General features: G+C 55.4%; 18 protein-coding genes. 11 read left to right on the top strand and 7 right to left on the bottom strand.

Features of this window, described 5'->3' with window-relative positions; all coding sequences use genetic code 11:
• The first annotated feature begins 20 nt into the window (after positions 1-20).
• A complete protein-coding gene (locus FFI90_RS12325) occupies positions 21-434 on the top strand; it encodes a response regulator (RefSeq protein WP_144778377.1) in 414 nt (137 codons plus the stop codon).
• Between the two features lie 34 nt (positions 435-468).
• Here FFI90_RS12325 and FFI90_RS12330 read toward each other — a convergent pair whose 3' ends face one another.
• Complete coding sequence (locus tag FFI90_RS12330) at positions 469-741, bottom strand: hypothetical protein (protein WP_144778378.1); 273 nt, start codon at positions 739-741, stop codon at positions 469-471.
• Between the two features lie 453 nt (positions 742-1,194).
• Between FFI90_RS12330 and FFI90_RS12335 the strand changes: the two genes are divergently transcribed.
• Entirely contained in the window at positions 1,195-1,440 is a 246-nt protein-coding gene (locus FFI90_RS12335; RefSeq protein ID WP_144778379.1) for a hypothetical protein, read from the top strand.
• Here the strand turns inward: FFI90_RS12335 and FFI90_RS12340 are convergent.
• Entirely contained in the window at positions 1,409-1,921 is a 513-nt protein-coding gene (locus tag FFI90_RS12340) for a 3'-5' exonuclease (protein WP_144778380.1), read from the bottom strand. The two genes, FFI90_RS12335 and FFI90_RS12340, sit on opposite strands and share 32 nt — an antisense overlap.
• Before the next feature lie 147 nt (positions 1,922-2,068).
• Here FFI90_RS12340 and queC point away from each other — a divergent pair, with 147 nt between their 5' ends.
• Entirely contained in the window at positions 2,069-2,734 is a 666-nt protein-coding gene (gene queC, locus FFI90_RS12345; protein WP_144778381.1) for a 7-cyano-7-deazaguanine synthase QueC, read from the top strand.
• Positions 2,734-3,390 carry a 7-carboxy-7-deazaguanine synthase gene (gene queE, locus FFI90_RS12350; RefSeq protein WP_144778382.1) on the top strand — a complete coding sequence of 219 codons (657 nt, stop codon included), beginning with the start codon at positions 2,734-2,736 and terminating at the stop codon, positions 3,388-3,390. The genes queC and queE overlap by 1 nt, the downstream gene beginning before the upstream one ends.
• On the opposite strand, the gene FFI90_RS12355 is transcribed toward queE, so the two are convergent.
• The 3 genes from FFI90_RS12355 to FFI90_RS12365 form a co-directional block, all read right to left on the bottom strand.
• Positions 3,391-4,461 (bottom strand): AraC family transcriptional regulator, encoded by a 1,071-nt coding sequence (locus tag FFI90_RS12355; RefSeq protein ID WP_144778383.1) that lies wholly within the window; start codon positions 4,459-4,461, stop codon positions 3,391-3,393. It lies immediately after the preceding gene.
• A gap of 175 nt (positions 4,462-4,636) precedes the next feature.
• Positions 4,637-6,403, bottom strand: a complete 1,767-nt coding sequence (locus tag FFI90_RS12360; protein WP_144778384.1) for an ExeM/NucH family extracellular endonuclease — start codon at positions 6,401-6,403, stop codon at positions 4,637-4,639.
• Positions 6,404-6,413: 10 nt separating this feature from the next.
• Positions 6,414-7,316: a BrxR family helix-turn-helix transcriptional regulator gene (locus tag FFI90_RS12365; protein ID WP_144778385.1), complete on the bottom strand. Its 903-nt coding sequence runs from the start codon at positions 7,314-7,316 to the stop codon at positions 6,414-6,416.
• Between the two features lie 217 nt (positions 7,317-7,533).
• On the opposite strand from FFI90_RS12365, the gene FFI90_RS12370 reads away from it, so the two are divergent.
• The 7 genes from FFI90_RS12370 (at position 7,534) to FFI90_RS12400 (ending at position 14,388) form a co-directional block, all read left to right on the top strand.
• Positions 7,534-8,820, top strand: a complete 1,287-nt coding sequence (locus FFI90_RS12370) for an MFS transporter (protein WP_144778386.1) — start codon at positions 7,534-7,536, stop codon at positions 8,818-8,820.
• Between the two features lie 171 nt (positions 8,821-8,991).
• Positions 8,992-9,417, top strand: a complete 426-nt coding sequence (locus FFI90_RS12375) for a MarR family transcriptional regulator (protein ID WP_144778387.1) — start codon at positions 8,992-8,994, stop codon at positions 9,415-9,417.
• 277 nt (positions 9,418-9,694) lie between these two features.
• On the top strand, positions 9,695-10,264 hold the full coding sequence (locus FFI90_RS12380; RefSeq protein ID WP_144778388.1) for a TMEM165/GDT1 family protein: 570 nt from the start codon (positions 9,695-9,697) through the stop codon (positions 10,262-10,264).
• 53 nt (positions 10,265-10,317) lie between these two features.
• Complete coding sequence (locus FFI90_RS12385) at positions 10,318-11,364, top strand: L,D-transpeptidase family protein (RefSeq protein WP_144778389.1); 1,047 nt, start codon at positions 10,318-10,320, stop codon at positions 11,362-11,364.
• Positions 11,365-11,410: 46 nt separating this feature from the next.
• Positions 11,411-12,163, top strand: a complete 753-nt coding sequence (locus FFI90_RS12390) for an SDR family oxidoreductase (protein ID WP_144778390.1) — start codon at positions 11,411-11,413, stop codon at positions 12,161-12,163.
• A gap of 27 nt (positions 12,164-12,190) precedes the next feature.
• Complete coding sequence (locus FFI90_RS12395; RefSeq protein WP_144778391.1) at positions 12,191-13,606, top strand: NfeD family protein; 1,416 nt, start codon at positions 12,191-12,193, stop codon at positions 13,604-13,606.
• The gene (locus FFI90_RS12400) at positions 13,603-14,388 is read left to right on the top strand and encodes a slipin family protein (protein WP_144778392.1); all 786 of its coding nucleotides are present in this window, start codon (positions 13,603-13,605) and stop codon (positions 14,386-14,388) included. The genes FFI90_RS12395 and FFI90_RS12400 overlap by 4 nt, the downstream gene beginning before the upstream one ends.
• A 55-nt stretch (positions 14,389-14,443) precedes the next feature.
• On the opposite strand, the gene FFI90_RS12405 is transcribed toward FFI90_RS12400, so the two are convergent.
• Both FFI90_RS12405 and FFI90_RS12410 read right to left on the bottom strand, forming a co-directional pair.
• Entirely contained in the window at positions 14,444-14,725 is a 282-nt protein-coding gene (locus tag FFI90_RS12405; RefSeq protein WP_144778393.1) for an Lpp/OprI family alanine-zipper lipoprotein, read from the bottom strand.
• A 179-nt stretch (positions 14,726-14,904) separates the two neighbouring features.
• The gene (locus FFI90_RS12410; RefSeq protein WP_144778394.1) at positions 14,905-15,465 is read right to left on the bottom strand and encodes a L,D-transpeptidase family protein; all 561 of its coding nucleotides are present in this window, start codon (positions 15,463-15,465) and stop codon (positions 14,905-14,907) included.
• Between the last annotated feature and the right edge of the window lie 107 nt (positions 15,466-15,572).

The following is a 15,572-nucleotide window of genomic DNA, read 5'->3' on the forward strand; positions in this document are numbered from 1 at the left end:
GCGAAAATAGGAGACTAAAGATGGGTAATTTGACCGTACTGGTTGTTGAAGATGAGCCAGTGATGCGTGAGCGACTGGTTGAGATGCTTTATAAAGCTGGGGCGACTGATGTAACAGAGTGCGAAAGCGCGGCTTCGGCCAAAAAGGCATTTGATGAAGGCAAGTTCCAGATCGTGCTGCTGGACCTTGGCTTACCGGATGGCGATGGTCATGAGTTGATGAAAGCTTTCAAAGCGGCGCGGGATGGGCAGCATATCGTGCTGGTCACAGCGGACGACTCTATCGACAGCATTCAACGAGCAATCAGCGCCGGAGCCAACGGCTATGTTGTGAAGCCTTACTCCCAGGAAAAAATTTACGACGTAATCGGCAATTATGAAGTAGTGCATGGTGGCGATCCGGAAAAAACACAGGGTCTGAACCGGCACCATTGACCGGTTCAGACGTTTATCTAATCTTTCGTGCACATTATGCCACCTGGCGTGCGATCCAGGAGTTGTGGCGGGTAGCCAGAGCGCGAACGTAGCGGGCCTCTGCGTCGCCGAGAGTGGCAACCGCGCCATTGAATATCCAGCCCCGCTCGTAAACACCAAGCACCCTCTGCTCATCTTCAAGGTTTACGCGTTGGTTCAGCTTTTTGCAGATAGCATCCAGCAACGGCAGTTTCTCCGGGCGGCGGATCGGCCCCGTGCGGTTATTCATCGGCTGGTTAGCGGCACGCGATGTAGCTTGTCTTCTCATGGTGATCTCCTTTTCATTTTGCGGCGGCAAAAATAAAACCCCGGAGCCGAGAGCAACCGGGGTTTCGTGGAGACGCTGACCCGGTCGCTGCATAGGCTCCCGGGAATTGACCGAAAGCCGTTAGATATCTTTTACCAGTGCACGCACACAATGCCCTTCAAGGGAGTCTGCTGCGGCACTCATCAAGTTCTTGGGGTTCATTCGAGTCATAGTCGGCTTTATGGGTTCATTTGAGATAATAGTGTATCCGTTAGTCCAGTGTTTGCAATAGCCCCGTCGCTTCGACAAACGCGTACAGACGCATTCAAAGCGCACCCGTCGTAGCTGCGGTTTTTCGGTAGTGGAAAGTCCGTAGCCACTAACTCGTACAGATATTCGGCGGCGTATGGGAGATAATTTGCACGCTAACTAATACTCATGCTTGAAAATACCCAGAGGTTGAAACCTAAGAAGATGTCCGAAGAATCCGGATCCGCCCGCAATAAGTTCCGTTTCCATTTTGCAGTAGAAATCATTCTGGTAGCCGCGCTGGCCATCTACATGGTGCTGGCACAGGGACAGGTCGTTGGTGATGATCTTGCCTTCACCGTTATAGGGGCCGGGTTAATGGCGCTGGTCACTTACTGGACCTTGTCGACCCTGAGAGGCGGTCTGGAAATGATCGTGCTCAGAGTGCGCGGCCTGAAGCTGAAGCACTGACGTACTCCCAGGTTTTCTGCAGAATCAGAGCATCGTTTGCCGCACGGTGAACGGGTAGGCCCAGGTCTGCAATAACCTGCTGGCGTGCATCTGGCCACAGCTTGACCTGCCGGGAGTCGAGCAACACAGATACCGACTCCAGTTGGAATCCGGGCTCCACACCGGCAGCCCGGAACAGCCGATACAGCCAGAAACTGTCGAATGTCCAGGCGTCACAGAAAACGTGGCCCGACAACAGCTGGTTAAGGTGGTGAGCCACGTCCTTTACGGCATTGCCCTCCGCAGACAAGCTTGCCCTTGAAATACCATGGATCTGCTCTGCGCTTGCAGACCAATCCTGCCAAAGTACGTGGGGCTCAATCAGCCAGCTATGCAGCGTGCTGTCAGGCATGCAGACGCCTACCTCGATCGGGTAACTTGCAATCAGGTCAAGGCTTGATGCCTCGAAATCGATAAACGCCGGGCGCAATTCTGTGGTCATTGGCAATCTGATAGTCAGGTTGTTTTGAGGCCAGTTTACCCGCCCGCCTTCACAGACGCGAACCCAACCCGCCTTTGCACTGATACAATACGCGGATTATATTGCCCGGTTTTTACACAATCGTTTATCGCTTTGCCTGGAGCCTGCATGACTGACACCGTAGTTGTAATCTATTCCGGAGGTATGGACTCCTTTACGCTGCTGCATCGGGCGCGCGCCCGGGGGCTGAAGGTTCATGCGTTGTCATTCAATTATGGCCAGCGTCACGTCCGTGAACTCGATGTTGCCCGCTCAGTGTGCGTTGATCTCGACATTCCCCACAAAGTGATCGATATACGGGCTATGAACGAGGTGATGTCCGGTTCAGCACTGACCTCCGGCGACGCCATACCCGAAGGTCATTATGAAGAAGAAAACATGAAGGCTACGGTGGTGCCCAATCGCAACATGATTCTGCTTTCCCTTGCGACCGGCTATGCCGTAACCGTCAATGCCGGTGCTGTGTGGTACGGCGCCCATGGAGGCGATCATGCAATTTATCCGGACTGCCGGCCTGAGTTTGTGGAAAAAATGGATGCGGTATGCCGCATCGCCAACTACGAACCCGTGGGTATCGAAGCGCCGTTCATGCATATGAGCAAAGGTGACATTCTGGCCGAAGGTCTGAAGCTCAAGCTTGATTACGCCCACACCTGGACTTGTTATAACGGGCGGGAAGAGGCTTGCGGGCTTTGTGGTTCTTGTGTGGAACGGCTTGAAGCTTTTGCGGAAAACGGTCTTGCAGATCCGTTAGCGTATGAGGCGGGGCGCTGATGTACCGGGTCAAGGAAGCGTTTTATACCTTGCAGGGTGAGGGTGCCCAGGCGGGGCGCGCAGCGGTGTTCTGTCGCTTCAGTAAATGCAATTTGTGGACAGGCCGGGAAAAAGACCGCGCAACGGCAGTGTGTAATTTCTGTGATACGGATTTTGTAGGCACGGACGGCCAGAATGGCGGCACGTTTGAAACCGCAGAGGCCCTGGCGGCTCACATCCGTCATCTCTGGCCGGATGCGCCAGGGGCTCCCTATGTGGTTTGTACCGGTGGCGAGCCGCTGTTGCAGCTGGACGACACGCTGATTGATGCGTTTCATCAGCAGGGCTTTGAGGTGGGTGTAGAGACCAACGGCACCCTGCCAGCGCCGGCCGGAATTGACTGGCTGTGCGTAAGCCCGAAGGCGGACGCCCCCGTTGTGATTGAAGCCTGCGATGAGCTGAAGCTGGTGTACCCCCAGCCCAAGGCCATTCCGGAGAGGTTCACCCATATAAAAGCGCGGCACTTTTTCCTGTCGCCTATGGCGTCACCGTCTGCCCCGGATGGCAGCACAGATCCGGTCAAGCAGAGCAATACTCGCAGAGCTACGGATTACTGCCTGGCACACCCTCGCTGGCGCCTGACCCTGCAAATGCACAAAATCATCGGAATCGACTGATCACGCAGTCTCCGGTGAGTGCGCGCGCGGAAATACCGAGGCTGATTTCCGTTCAGCCGCCCTGTAGTGACTTGGGGAGGCGCTTGTCCAGCGCTTGAAGGCACGGGTAAAGTTTGCTGCGTCGGCGTAGCCCAATACTTCCGCAATCTGGTTCAGGCTCAAGCTTGTACCTGTCAGCAATTCCCGTGCGCGTTCCAGCCGAACCTGATCCACAAGGTTCTGGAAGCTGGCGTTTTCTTCCTGAAGCCGGCGCTTCAGCGTGCGTTCAGACACAAACAGAGTGGCTGCTGCCCTTGCCAGCTTTGGCGGGAAAGGGTAGCTGGTTTCAATCACCCGTCGCACGCGGCAGTCAAAGCCCGCATCCCCGGTAAGCTGTTGCAGTGCTTCTTCGCACTGGGTACGGGATGATTCCGCAAGCTGGTCGTCGCTGAAGCGGATGGGCGCTGACAGGCCCTCGGTCGGAATAACCAGTGCATTTTCCGCTGCATCATACTCAACCGGGATCACGATCGACGGTCGAAAGCGGTGAAAATAAGCGGGCTCTGGCCCCATTCTGAGAATTCTCGACCCTTTTATTGTAGTGCCGGTAAGCTGTTCGCCCATGAAGGCGCAGCCAAACAACATGGCGTCCATGACAAACCCTTGCGCCGGCCCCGGATCACCGTCACAGAGAATGCTGTAGTGCATGTTGTCACCGTGTTCATGGCGCCTTACGCTCAGGTCCGGTGCCCGGAGAGTGAGATAGCGGGTCATCAGGTTGAGCGCGTCCTGGAGTGTGCGGCTGCTCATTACGGCTACGCCCAGGGCTCCGTGCAGAGGTAGCTTCAGTTTGCTGGCCAGCATGATGCCAAGGCCCGGCTCACCGCTTTCAACCATGGCGCGGGTGACGAACTCACTGGCCTGCGCCTGGCTTACCCTGACCTCTGCAGACTTCAGTCGCACCGGGTCCAGGCCGACCCGACGCAGCAGATCGCGTTCGTCCAGACCAATACTGTTCAACAGTTCAGCCAGTATATGCAGGTAGATGGCCGGCATACCCAGGTCCTGTGTAATCGAGGCAGAGACACGCATGGGAATCCTTGTTAAAAGCTGTTCTTGTTGTCTGACGGAATGACCACTGACTTCGATTATGACCTTTCCGGCACCTTGCCCCCATGACTTCAATGACGCGTCAATGGGCACGAGAGGCCAATTGGCTTGATTAAGGCCGTCCAAAGGAAGGGTTTTTCAGGATCCGCGGGGAGGTTCAGAGCCGGATATCGGTGATCACCGGGTTGTGATCAGAGGAGCGCCACGGCGATGCAGCGGTGCCCGGCAAATTGTGTTGGTATGCCAAAGCTGATGGCTCGTCGGCATTGATGATCCAGGTTCTGGCACTGATGATCCGTGATTTGAGTGAAGGCGAGGCGAGAGCGTAATCCAGCGAACCTTTTTCACCTTTGTATCGATAAGTGTAGTGCTCACACTGCTGCGCAGTGCAAGGGTGAAAATGATGAACCATGCTGGTGAACCCCGCTTTTTGCAGAGCCTGCAGGGGCGCCTCCTGAAAGTAACTGTTGAGATCACCGGTGATCAGCGTACCCGCAAGATCGGGGATCTGCGGCAATTTTTCAAGCCAATCTGCAAGGGCATGAGCCGCTTCTGTGCGACGCGCGGCATAGCACCCCTGGCCATCATTCCTGTCGCGATTGGCCCCCGTTGCACCTTGGCAGGACTTTGATTTCAGATGTGGCACCACGACCTGAATTGCAAGACGCTGGCCTTCGGGGCGGAAGGTCTGACTCAGCGGCGGGCGGCCCTGTTTCCTGAACGGGCCGGTGTTCAGGCGTTCCGACGTTGCCTCGGCTGCGATGCGATCGCGCCGGTACAGCAAGCCTGTGCGGATCTTGTCCTGGCCATCAGCGCCCGGGGTGGCAACAAAGGCCCACTGAGGCCCGAGGGCCCGTGCCAGTTGTGCAATTGCGCTGACACTGCTGTAGCCGTCATTTTCAAGCTCAGTAATGGCCAGAATATCCGGGTCTGGCCGGCGGAGCGCTTCTATGAGCCGTCGTTGCTGCACCTCCAGAGCCAACGCAGTAGGAGCACCTCGCGCCGTTGGAAAGCCTCCACCCTCGCCATCTCCGTTAAAATAGTTCTCCAGATTCATGGTCATAACCCGGATATGCTTCTCCTCCGGACGGGCGGGTGCGGGCGGCCTCACGTTTACTGACTCAAAAACCGGTGGTTTTTCAGGTTGTATCCGCCAGGCCCCGAACCGGTAATCGAGAATCCCCGTGAGTTCCCGGACCCTATCGCCACTGCGAACGGTGTTCTTGTTGTGCAGGCCGCCGGGTGGCCAGGGTATCGGGCGGGGATCGCGAGCGCTGCGGCCATCGTCCAGCAGTAGTCTCTGCTGCCGGTTCCGGTCGGCGATCTGAGTGGCCTGTGGGCCTGGATCGAGGTATTCCGTGGGCACCACCTGATCGCCAGCTGCCAGTGTGAGCTCGCCGTAACGCGCCAGGTTCCAGGAGTCGATTACCGTCAACGGCTGAGCCACCTGGACTCGCATGTTTTCAAGTGATTCCAGAGCGTCCGGCCAAAGCAGCGTCAGAGTTCGAGCTTTCGGGAGAGGTGCCGAACCGCAGGAGGTGATGGTCTGAACATCTGCCAGTTCGGTCAGGCCATGGAATTCCCTGACGGTGCCGCTAACGCGCAAGCGTTGTCCCGGTGCCCCCGTTTTATTGCGGGTATAAATAAACAGGGCTTCGGATGTCTCGGGTTTACCGTCGGTTTCGCCGTCGGCCTGCTGCAGATAAAAGCCGTTAAACCCATCGGCCATGCGGGCGTCGAATGTGAGAACGCCTTCCACAGTAATGCGATCACCGACGAGCGGAGAGGTGTCACCCCGGCCCTGAATTTCAGAGACCGGTGTCGCCGGCTCGCCACAAGCGGTTGCTGCAAAGCCGTGGGAGGCAGGTAGCAAAAAGACAAGGAACAGGGCACAAACGTGCTTTGTGCTCGGGGCTGTCACCATGCTGATTCGCTTATCTGAGACCCGCAACGGCTTTCAGGGCGCGTTCGCGTTTGCTGCCGAAGCCGAGTTGATCCGGATTGGTCAGTTCAAGTTGCTGAATCAGCGGGTCTGGATGATGGTTGTCCAGGGCGATTCCAAGCCGCGACAAAACGTAAGGTGCAAGAGCGGCCCGGGTATCAACATCCAGAGCACCATTCTCCATGCCGTAGTCCAGAGCGATGATCTTTTGCTGCGCCTCTGTCAGGCGATGGTCCGGAGCGATCGACATGGTGACGTTGCGGTTCCAGTCATCGTCTTGCTGGCTGGAGTGCTTGGCTTTCTGTCGCATCGCGATGGGTGCAGCGTGGAAGCGGCTGAGCGCGAAGTCCCGGAATTCGCGATTGGAGTCACACCAGGCGCGCAGGTGCCAGTTGTTTCCGGTGCAGACCAGCGTATGCGGCTCAAGAATGCCCTCTACAGCTTCCGGGCGGCTCAAGGATGCGTAACTGGCTTTGAGTTGGCGGCCATGGCGAGTGGCGGCTACAACCGCGCGCATGGTTCCGGGTGCGATAATCCGGTTCGGGGCGGAGACAACGGTGCTGTCTGGCAGGCCAATATCGAGGTTTTCGAAAGTGCCGCTGAGGCTTTGCTGGCGCGCGAGCAGGTCCTGGTATTCGCCGACGTGCCCACGTGTAACCACGGGCTTGAAACGGGCCGCGGGCACATAGCCTTTGAGGTGGCGATCATAAACAAGATTACCCGGTGCCAACTCGCGCAGGTAGGTGTTTATATCCTTGGATGCCTGCTGCCGGCCGATACCAAAGCTGTGGCAAATGTGGTTGGTGGTCAGGCGACCTTCCCACAGTGCAATGGTTTCGATGAGTCGGTAGCGAAGCAGCAAATCCCATCGGATGGGCCAGTCCGTTTTCTTCATAACCAGACGCTCACGAGTTTATTGAATAGCTGTAGTTTATGTTACCTCCTATGCCACGGTTGGTCTGTTACGTCACATTAATGTGAAACATTGTGAAACCGCGTCATAGCCACGTTTGGCGCTCCCGGGCTGTGTTCAGACCTGCGGCAAGTGCGTAGTAGTCACATCGCAGAGGTGCTGTTGTAATACGGCCCCAGTAAAGCCCGGAGCTTTCTCAATGACCCGTATGGTCACCTCCCTGTCTGCTCTTCTTTTGAGTATTGTCCTGCTGGTCAGCGGAAATGCGTTTCTGATGACCCTGCTGGGCATTCGCCTGAGCATCGAGTCAGTTTCCCCCGACGTTATCGGCTGGGTGTTGGTGTGCTATTCCATTGGTTTTGTACTGGGTACTCTGTACGTGCACCAGATTATCGGCCGGGTTGGCCATATCCGTGCGTTCGCTGTATTTGCGACGATCGCTGCTGTGACGGCACTCCTTTATCCCATGGCCGTTTCCACGGAGCTTTGGGCATTTTTGCGGGTGCTTTCGGGATTCAGCATTGCCGGAGTGCTGGTTGTTATAGAAAGCTGGTTCTCCAGCCGTGCCACCAACAGCAACCGGGGCGCCCTGTTTGCGGTCTACCAGATCGTATTTTACCTTTCTGCCGCCGGTGGCCAGCTTATTGTCAATGTGGGCGATCCCGCCAACTTCATGCCGTTTTCCCTCGCCGCGATCCTGCTGGCACTGGCGCTGATTCCCTTGTCCCTTACTCAAATGGAAGCGCCGGTCATTGAACAGGTTCAGCGCATCTCGTTTTTCACGCTTGGCCGCGAGTCATTTACAGGCGTTTCCGGCGCCGTGATCTGTGGCATTCTGATTGGTGGTTTTTATGCACTGGGGCCTGTTTACGCAACCCTGATGGGGCTGGATGTTGCCAAAACTTCAACCTTCATGGCCAGCGCCATTATTGCGGCCATGCTTCTTGCCTGGCCACTGGGGCGATTGTGTGACCGCTTTGATCGCCGCCGCGTGATGTTCTGGGTGGTATTTGCGGCGGCAATGGCAGCCGTTGCTGTCAGTTTTACGGGTGCGGGAAACCTCTGGCTGCTCATGCTTCTGGTGGGAATATTCACCGGCCTTTCAGCAATGATTTACCCGATTTCTGTTGCGATAACCAACGATCGCATGGAAAGCTCCCGCATCGTAGCTGCCAGCGCCACCTTGCTACTCAGCTACGGCGTTGGCAGTGTTATCGGCCCCATTGCGATGGCGGAGCTGATTAATCTGATGGGCCCGAAAGGCCTGTTTGTCGGTAATGCCGGGTTCCTGTTCGTTCTTGCGGTGATCACCTCGCTGCGCATTACCTATACCGATGATGTCGCTGTAGCAGATCAGGAGCATTATGTGCCCGCAATGCCCGAAACCTCTTCTGTACTGACAGAAATGGATCCGCGGAATACGCAATTCCATGAATCCCCTGAGGTTGAGGATATACATGAGGAGTCTCTGCGTCATACAGGCTGACGCAGGGTTACCGACAAGGCTTTCGGTTTTTCCCGATTTCGTTATGTTTTAAACCCTGTTTTTATCTCAATGGTTAGCTTACTATTAGTAGCTTTCCCACAATGTAAGTCTTTTGGTCGGCGTTGTGAGGCTCACGAAGCGTGATTCCGGCCCAGGAACGGAGTGTTAACCATGAAAGATCAGTTCCCCTTTGCTGTCGCCCGGGTAACCCGTCGCTGGCGCAAGCTGCTAGACGAGCGTCTGAAAGATCTGGGTGTTACCCAGGCGCGCTGGACTACCATGGTCTATCTCAAGGAAGGCGGTGAAGGTCTCACCCAGCGGGAACTTGCGGGCCTGATGGCTATCGAGAATCCCACGCTTGTCCGTCTGCTGGACAGCCTGGAGCAACAGCATCTGATTGAGCGTCGGGCATGCCCCAATGATCGCCGGGCCCGTCGTTTGCATCTCACGGATCCAGGCCGGGAGTTCATGGAGGTTCTGACCGCTCGAGCCAATACGCTGCGGGACGAAATGCTTGACGGCATCAGCGAGGATGAAATCGAAAGCGCGCTGAAAGTGTTTCACAAAATTCTGGATAACGCTGAAAAGCAAAAGTAAGCTCTTTGGGGCCGTTTGACGTTTGCATGCGAAGTGCGTTGCTCGGGTGGTTGTTAAGCCTGCAGCGATTGCTTAATATAGAACTCTTCTCTTCAGGGGAGTAGCTTCCGCGCTTGGTATCCAGGGGCGGACGGTGGTCAACATACTTGGGGCACATCCTCATGGCCATCGTGTTTCATTGGTTTACCGGTGAAATTGGCAAGACCTGAGGCAGACTTACCTCCAAGGGCGGAAGGTAAGACTGTCTCATGTCTGACTATCCGCCCCGGACTGTTCCATGGATGCATTTCTTACCTCCACCATAGCCGTAGCCATCGCGGAAATTGGTGACAAGACCCAGCTACTCTCGCTCTTTCTGGTTGCCCGCTATTCCCGGCGTTCTGCCATTATCATGGGCATTCTGCTTGCAACGATTTTGAATCACGCTTTGTCCGCCTGGCTGGGCGCCTGGGTTGCTGCTTGGATTCCCGAGGCCTGGTTACCCTGGATTCTCGCGGTAAGCTTCGTGTTGATTGCGCTGTGGCTTCTGATTCCGGACAAGGACGACAGCGACGACTCCCGGTTCCTGGGCATGGGGGCTTTCATGGCAACCACCGTGATGTTCTTCCTGGCAGAGATCGGCGATAAAACCCAGATAGCCACCGTTGTACTGGCAGCCCGTTTTACTGAAACAACCTGGGTTATCATCGGTACAACAGCGGGGATGTTGCTGGCCAATATACCGGTTATCATGGCGGGTCACTGGTTAATGGATCGCATGCCACTGGCGACCGCTCGGGTTAGCGCGAGCATATTGTTTGCCGCCATGGCTGTTGTGACCCTTTCATCGGTGATCTGGAACTCTTGAGAGTGGCCGCTGTCACTGCACGCGTAGAAGCAGGTTTTTCTGGAATGGGATTTATGGGACTCAAAAAGTATTCGGCATTGTTGTTGGCGGGCGCGCTGGCTTTCCAGCCATTGTGGGCCGCTGAACCGGGCAGTGCAGCTGAAAAGCCTGTTGCCGGGAAGGTTCCCGATCGCAGCCCCCGCGTGCCAACGTTCAAAGTGAACGGAGATCTGGCCGGCCAATTGGGCGTGTTTACTACCCGTTACGAAGATACGTTTGCCGAAGTGGGCAGCCAGCTTGCGATGGGCTATCTCGAGCTGGTGAAAGCGAATCCGGGTGTTGATCCCTGGCTGCCCGGTGAAGGCACCACGATCACATTGCCGCGCCAGTACATTATTCCGGAGGCCCGCCGTGAAGGTATTGTGATTAATCTGGCGGAGTACCGGCTTTACTATTTTTCCGAGGATGGCGTGCAGGTTTATCCGGTTGGCGTTGGCACATCGGAAAACCCGTCCCCACTGGCCGATGCAGAGGTCACCATGCCTCTGGAATCACCAGCGTGGTATCCCCCCGCCAGTATTCGCGCAGAGTACGAAGCGTCTGGAGACTTTCTACCGCGAATGATACCGCCCGGCCCTGATAACCCGTTAGGCAGCCATGCCCTTTTGCTGAGTGAAAAGGGCTACCTGATTCACGGCACTAACAAGCGGTTTGGCGTGGGCATGCCGGTCAGCCACGGCTGTTTCCGGATGTATAACGAAGACATTTCCCGCTTCGTGTATCAGGTGAGCAAAGGCACCTCGGTTCAAATCGTCAATGAACCGGTAAAAATGGGGATGTCCGGTGGCGAAGTCTGGCTTGAAGTTCATCGCCCCCATGAAGAATACAGCCAGCAGGACAGAGATCGTTTGTGGCGTGAAGTTACCCTGACCGTCGAAGCCTTTCGCAAGAAGCATCCGGGTGTTGAGGTCCAGCGCAGGTCAATAGAGCTGGCCGTGGACCAGGCGGACGGTATTCCTGCCATGGTTGGTGAGCAGGTTGCACGCCTGGCATCCGACAAAACGACAAAAAACAAACAAGCCCCGATATCGGAGGAGCCCGAGCCGAAGCTGTATTTCTGATTATGCCAGTGCCGACGTTCACGATATTGATAAATCAGGAGAGTTCATGAGTCGCACCATACTGATCACCGGTGCCAGTTCAGGCCTTGGTGAAGGCATGGCCCGTGAGTTTGCGGCGAGAGGTGACAACCTGGCTCTGTGTGCCCGTCGCACTGAGCAGCTGGAGACGTTGCGTGAGGAGCTTACCGCTAGGTACCCGCACGTCACCGTTAGTATCCTGGCGCTCGATGTAAACAACCACGATCAGGTTTTTGAGGTTTTCCGGGCCTTTCAGCAAGAGTTTGGTCGCCTGGACCGTATCGTTGTTAACGCCGGTATCGGCAAAGGCCAGCCCCTTGGCACCGGCAGGTTCGATGCCAACCTCCAAACTGCACAAACCAACTTCGTTGGCGCTCTGGCACAGATGGAAGCGGCGATGAAGATATTCCGTGAGCAAAACCAGGGGCACCTTGTCACTGTGTCTTCAGTAACCGCTGTACGCGGTATGCCGGGCAATGTGAATACCTATGCGGCAACCAAGGTTGGTCTTGCGGCACTTTCAGAGGGTTTGCGTGTCGAACTTGCAAAGGCGAAATCTCCTATCAAGGTGACAACGCTTTATCCGGGTTATATCCGGACGGCAATAAATGAGAAGGTAAAGAACGCGCCCTTTATTGTGGATGCGCAGACCGGTTGCAAGGCTATGGTAAAAGCAATTGAGTCCGGAAAGAGTGAGTGTTTTGTGCCGGGCTGGCCTTGGACGCCTATAGGCTTTTTATTACGGCGATTGCCGGTTTCGGTGCTCGCCAGACTGTTCTGATCAATCTTCCGGATCCAGGGGGGCGATATGCAGCCTTACCATCCCATGAGATCAGGTCGCCAGCCGTGGCTCGGAATATGGACCGTGGTTTTTCTGGTTGGTGCATCGCTCGCCCTGGCTTTGCTGGCTCACCAGGTATTTGCGCAACAAAAGAGCCCCCGCGCTCTGGTTCTGACGGTTGAGGGTGCCATTGGTCCCGCTACCATGGATTATGTGGTGCGCGGAATTCGCCGCGCAGAGACCGAAAGTTTCGAGTTGATGGTTCTCGAGATGGACACGCCCGGCGGGCTTATGGACTCCATGCGCGGAATCATCAAGGCCATCCTTGGGTCCGATGTTCCAGTAGTGACCTATGTGACCCCTCAGGGTGCCCGTGCGGCCAGTGCTGGCACTTATATCCTGTACGCTAGCCACATCGCGGCTATGGCACCTGCAACCAACCTGGGCTCCGCAACGCCGGTTCAGATGGGTGGGTTGCCCGAAAGCCAGGATCCTCCAGCAGATGCCACGCCTGAAAACGACACTGGCAAGGACAGTAAGCGCCGGGGTGGAACGCCCATGGAGCGAAAAGTTCTTGAAGATGCAGTCAGCTACATCCGAGGCTTGGCTGAGCGTCACGGCAGGAATGCTGATTGGGCTGAAGAGGCGGTTCGTGAAGCGGTAAACCTTGGCGCCCGAGAGGCATTGGATAAAAACGTTGTTGATATTGTTGCTTCGGACTTGACCGAGCTCCTGCGCCAGATTGATGAGCGCACCGTGCGCCTGGCTTCCGGCGAGACTACTTTGCAGACCGCTCGTCTTGAGATCATTCGCATGCAGCCGGATTGGCGTACCCGTCTGCTTTCCGTGATTACCCACCCCAATGTTGCCTATTTCCTGATGATTATCGGGTTCTACGGCATTATCTTTGAACTGGCGAGCCCGGGTGCCGTGGTACCAGGTGTGGTTGGCGCCATCTGTCTGGTCCTGGCTATGTTCGCATTCCAGGTGTTGTCCGTTAACTATGCCGGTCTGGCGCTGATACTTTTGGGGTTGGGTTTTATTGTCGGAGAATCTCTGGTGCCCAGTTTCGGCATTCTCGGTGTTGGCGGCATAGTTGCGTTCGTTGCCGGATCAGTCATTCTGATGGATGGGAGTCATCGCGCGATTTCGTTACCAGCTATTGGTGGAACTGCAACCGTAGCGGCAGGCTTTATTCTGTGGACGGTCACCCGGTTTATCGGGTTGCGCAAAAAACATCTGGTCATCGGAAGCGAGCAGATAACCCGGGAAACAGCCGTTGCGCTGGAGGACTTTCAGGAGGCACATGACGGCTACCGGGGACATGTTCGCCTGAGTGGAGAGCGCTGGAAGGCGGTTAGCCGACATCCCGTAAACCGGAATGATGTGGTGCAGGTCACCGGAATTGATGGCCTGACTGTTAGCGTTGAGGAGGCCGTATGATTGGTAATCTGATTTCCTGGCTGGCACCCATTGTGGTGTTGTTGTTGATTCTGGGATCTGCTATTAAAATTCTGCCCGAGTACCAGCGTGGCGTGGTGTTTTTTCTGGGTCGGTTTCAGGGCGTTAAAGGGCCTGGTTTGATCTTTGTGATTCCGGGCATTCAGCAAATTGTGCGGGTGGATTTACGAGTTATCACTCTGGACGTGCCGAGCCAGGACGTAATTTCCCGGGATAACGTTACCGTGCGGGTGAATGCCGTGCTTTATTTTCGGGTGGTGGATCCGGAGCGCGCGATCATCCGTGTTGAGGATTTCAATGCCGCGACCAGCCAACTATCTCAGACCACGCTGCGATCGGTGTTGGGCAAGCACGACCTGGACGAAATGCTGTCAGAGCGGGACAGGCTGAATGCGGACATTCAAGAGATTATTGATACTCAAACTGAAGAATGGGGAATCAAGGTTGCTAACGTTGAAATCAAGCACGTAGACCTTGATGAATCCATGATTCGGGCCATTGCACGGCAAGCTGAAGCCGAACGTGAGCGGCGGGCAAAAGTGATTCATGCGGAAGGCGAGTTGCAGGCGTCGAAGAAGCTGGTGGAGGCAGCAAAAGTAATGTCTGCCGATTCGGGAGCCATGCAATTGCGTTACATGCAAACCCTCTCAGACATGAGCAACACCAACTCATCCACCATCGTATTCCCGCTACCGATGGACATGATCAAAATGTTCATGGAGAAGGCGCCAGATAATAATCAACCAAAGCAGCCGAAACCATAAAGCGGAAATCAAAAAAAAGGCCGGAGTCTCCGGCCTTTTTCGCAGTGCTTAAGCCTTACTTCTGGCTTGCACGCTCAAGCATACGCTTCGCGCGCTCGTTTGCTTCGTCAGCAGACTTCTGAGCTGCCTTCGCAGCGGCCAGAGCCCGGTCAGCAGTCTGCTGGGCAGAGCGTGCAGAGCTGGCAGCGCTGTTAGCGGTGTTCATTGCTTTGTCTGCAGTTTGCTCAGCAGAGTTAGCAGTTGCATTGGCTTCGTCAAGAGCGCCCTGGTCGGAAGTTGCACAACCTGCAGTCAGAGCAGTAGCCAGTGCGATTCCGGCGATCGTCAGTTTACGCATTATAAAACCCCTTATTGGTCGAGTTATTTCCTGTTAGCTTCGGCCCGATAGGCTTTAACTACCGGAGACGTATACCAGTGTAAAACACTCTGGGCAGAAATGTTAACTAAGTATCTTGAATTGTTTCAGGGTATGACAACAACTTAATGCGCGCGTCACAAGAAGGTTGTCGAAGGCTGTCAGGGGATGATGCGTATTGGGGTGCCGTCGTTGACCAATTGCCAGATTTCGTCCATTTCCTGGTTGTTTACGGCTATGCAGCCGTTGGTCCAGTCCAGACCTGCGTAGGCGAACGCCATGTCTTCTGCACCATTGGGCAGGCCGTGAATCATAATGCTGCCACCGGGATCCAGGCCCCAGTTCTCAGCCATTTCACGGTCTTTTCCGCTTGGGTAGGAAATGTGAATGGATTTGTAAAAATCGCTGCCAGAATTGCGCCAGTCCAGCGTGTAGTCGCCTTCCGGCGTGCGCTCGTCGCCCTCAAAGAGCTTGTGCCCTTCAGGGTTGTCTCCCAGCGATATACGATAACTCCGGACCACCACTTCTCCATTCATCAGATAGAGGCGGCGCTGCCCCTTTTTCACCAGCACTTTACTGACCATCAGAGACTCGCTTGGCGAATCGTCCATTGTCGGCATGCGGGAGTCTGCACGGGCCAGCAACTCTGAACTGTAGGCTGGAAAGCTTGCGGCAATAAACAGAGCCAGAAGGCACGAAGTTAACAAACGGGAAATAGTCATAACCTTAACTTACCAATGATTAATCTTTACGCAGAACCTTTTATAACATAACCGGTCTGCCAGAGGTTAAGGGGTTTTGTTAACTTTTATAGCTATCCGATGCAGAT

Source organism: Marinobacter maritimus (assembly GCF_007671675.1).
GTDB classification, from domain to species: domain Bacteria; phylum Pseudomonadota; class Gammaproteobacteria; order Pseudomonadales; family Oleiphilaceae; genus Marinobacter; species Marinobacter maritimus.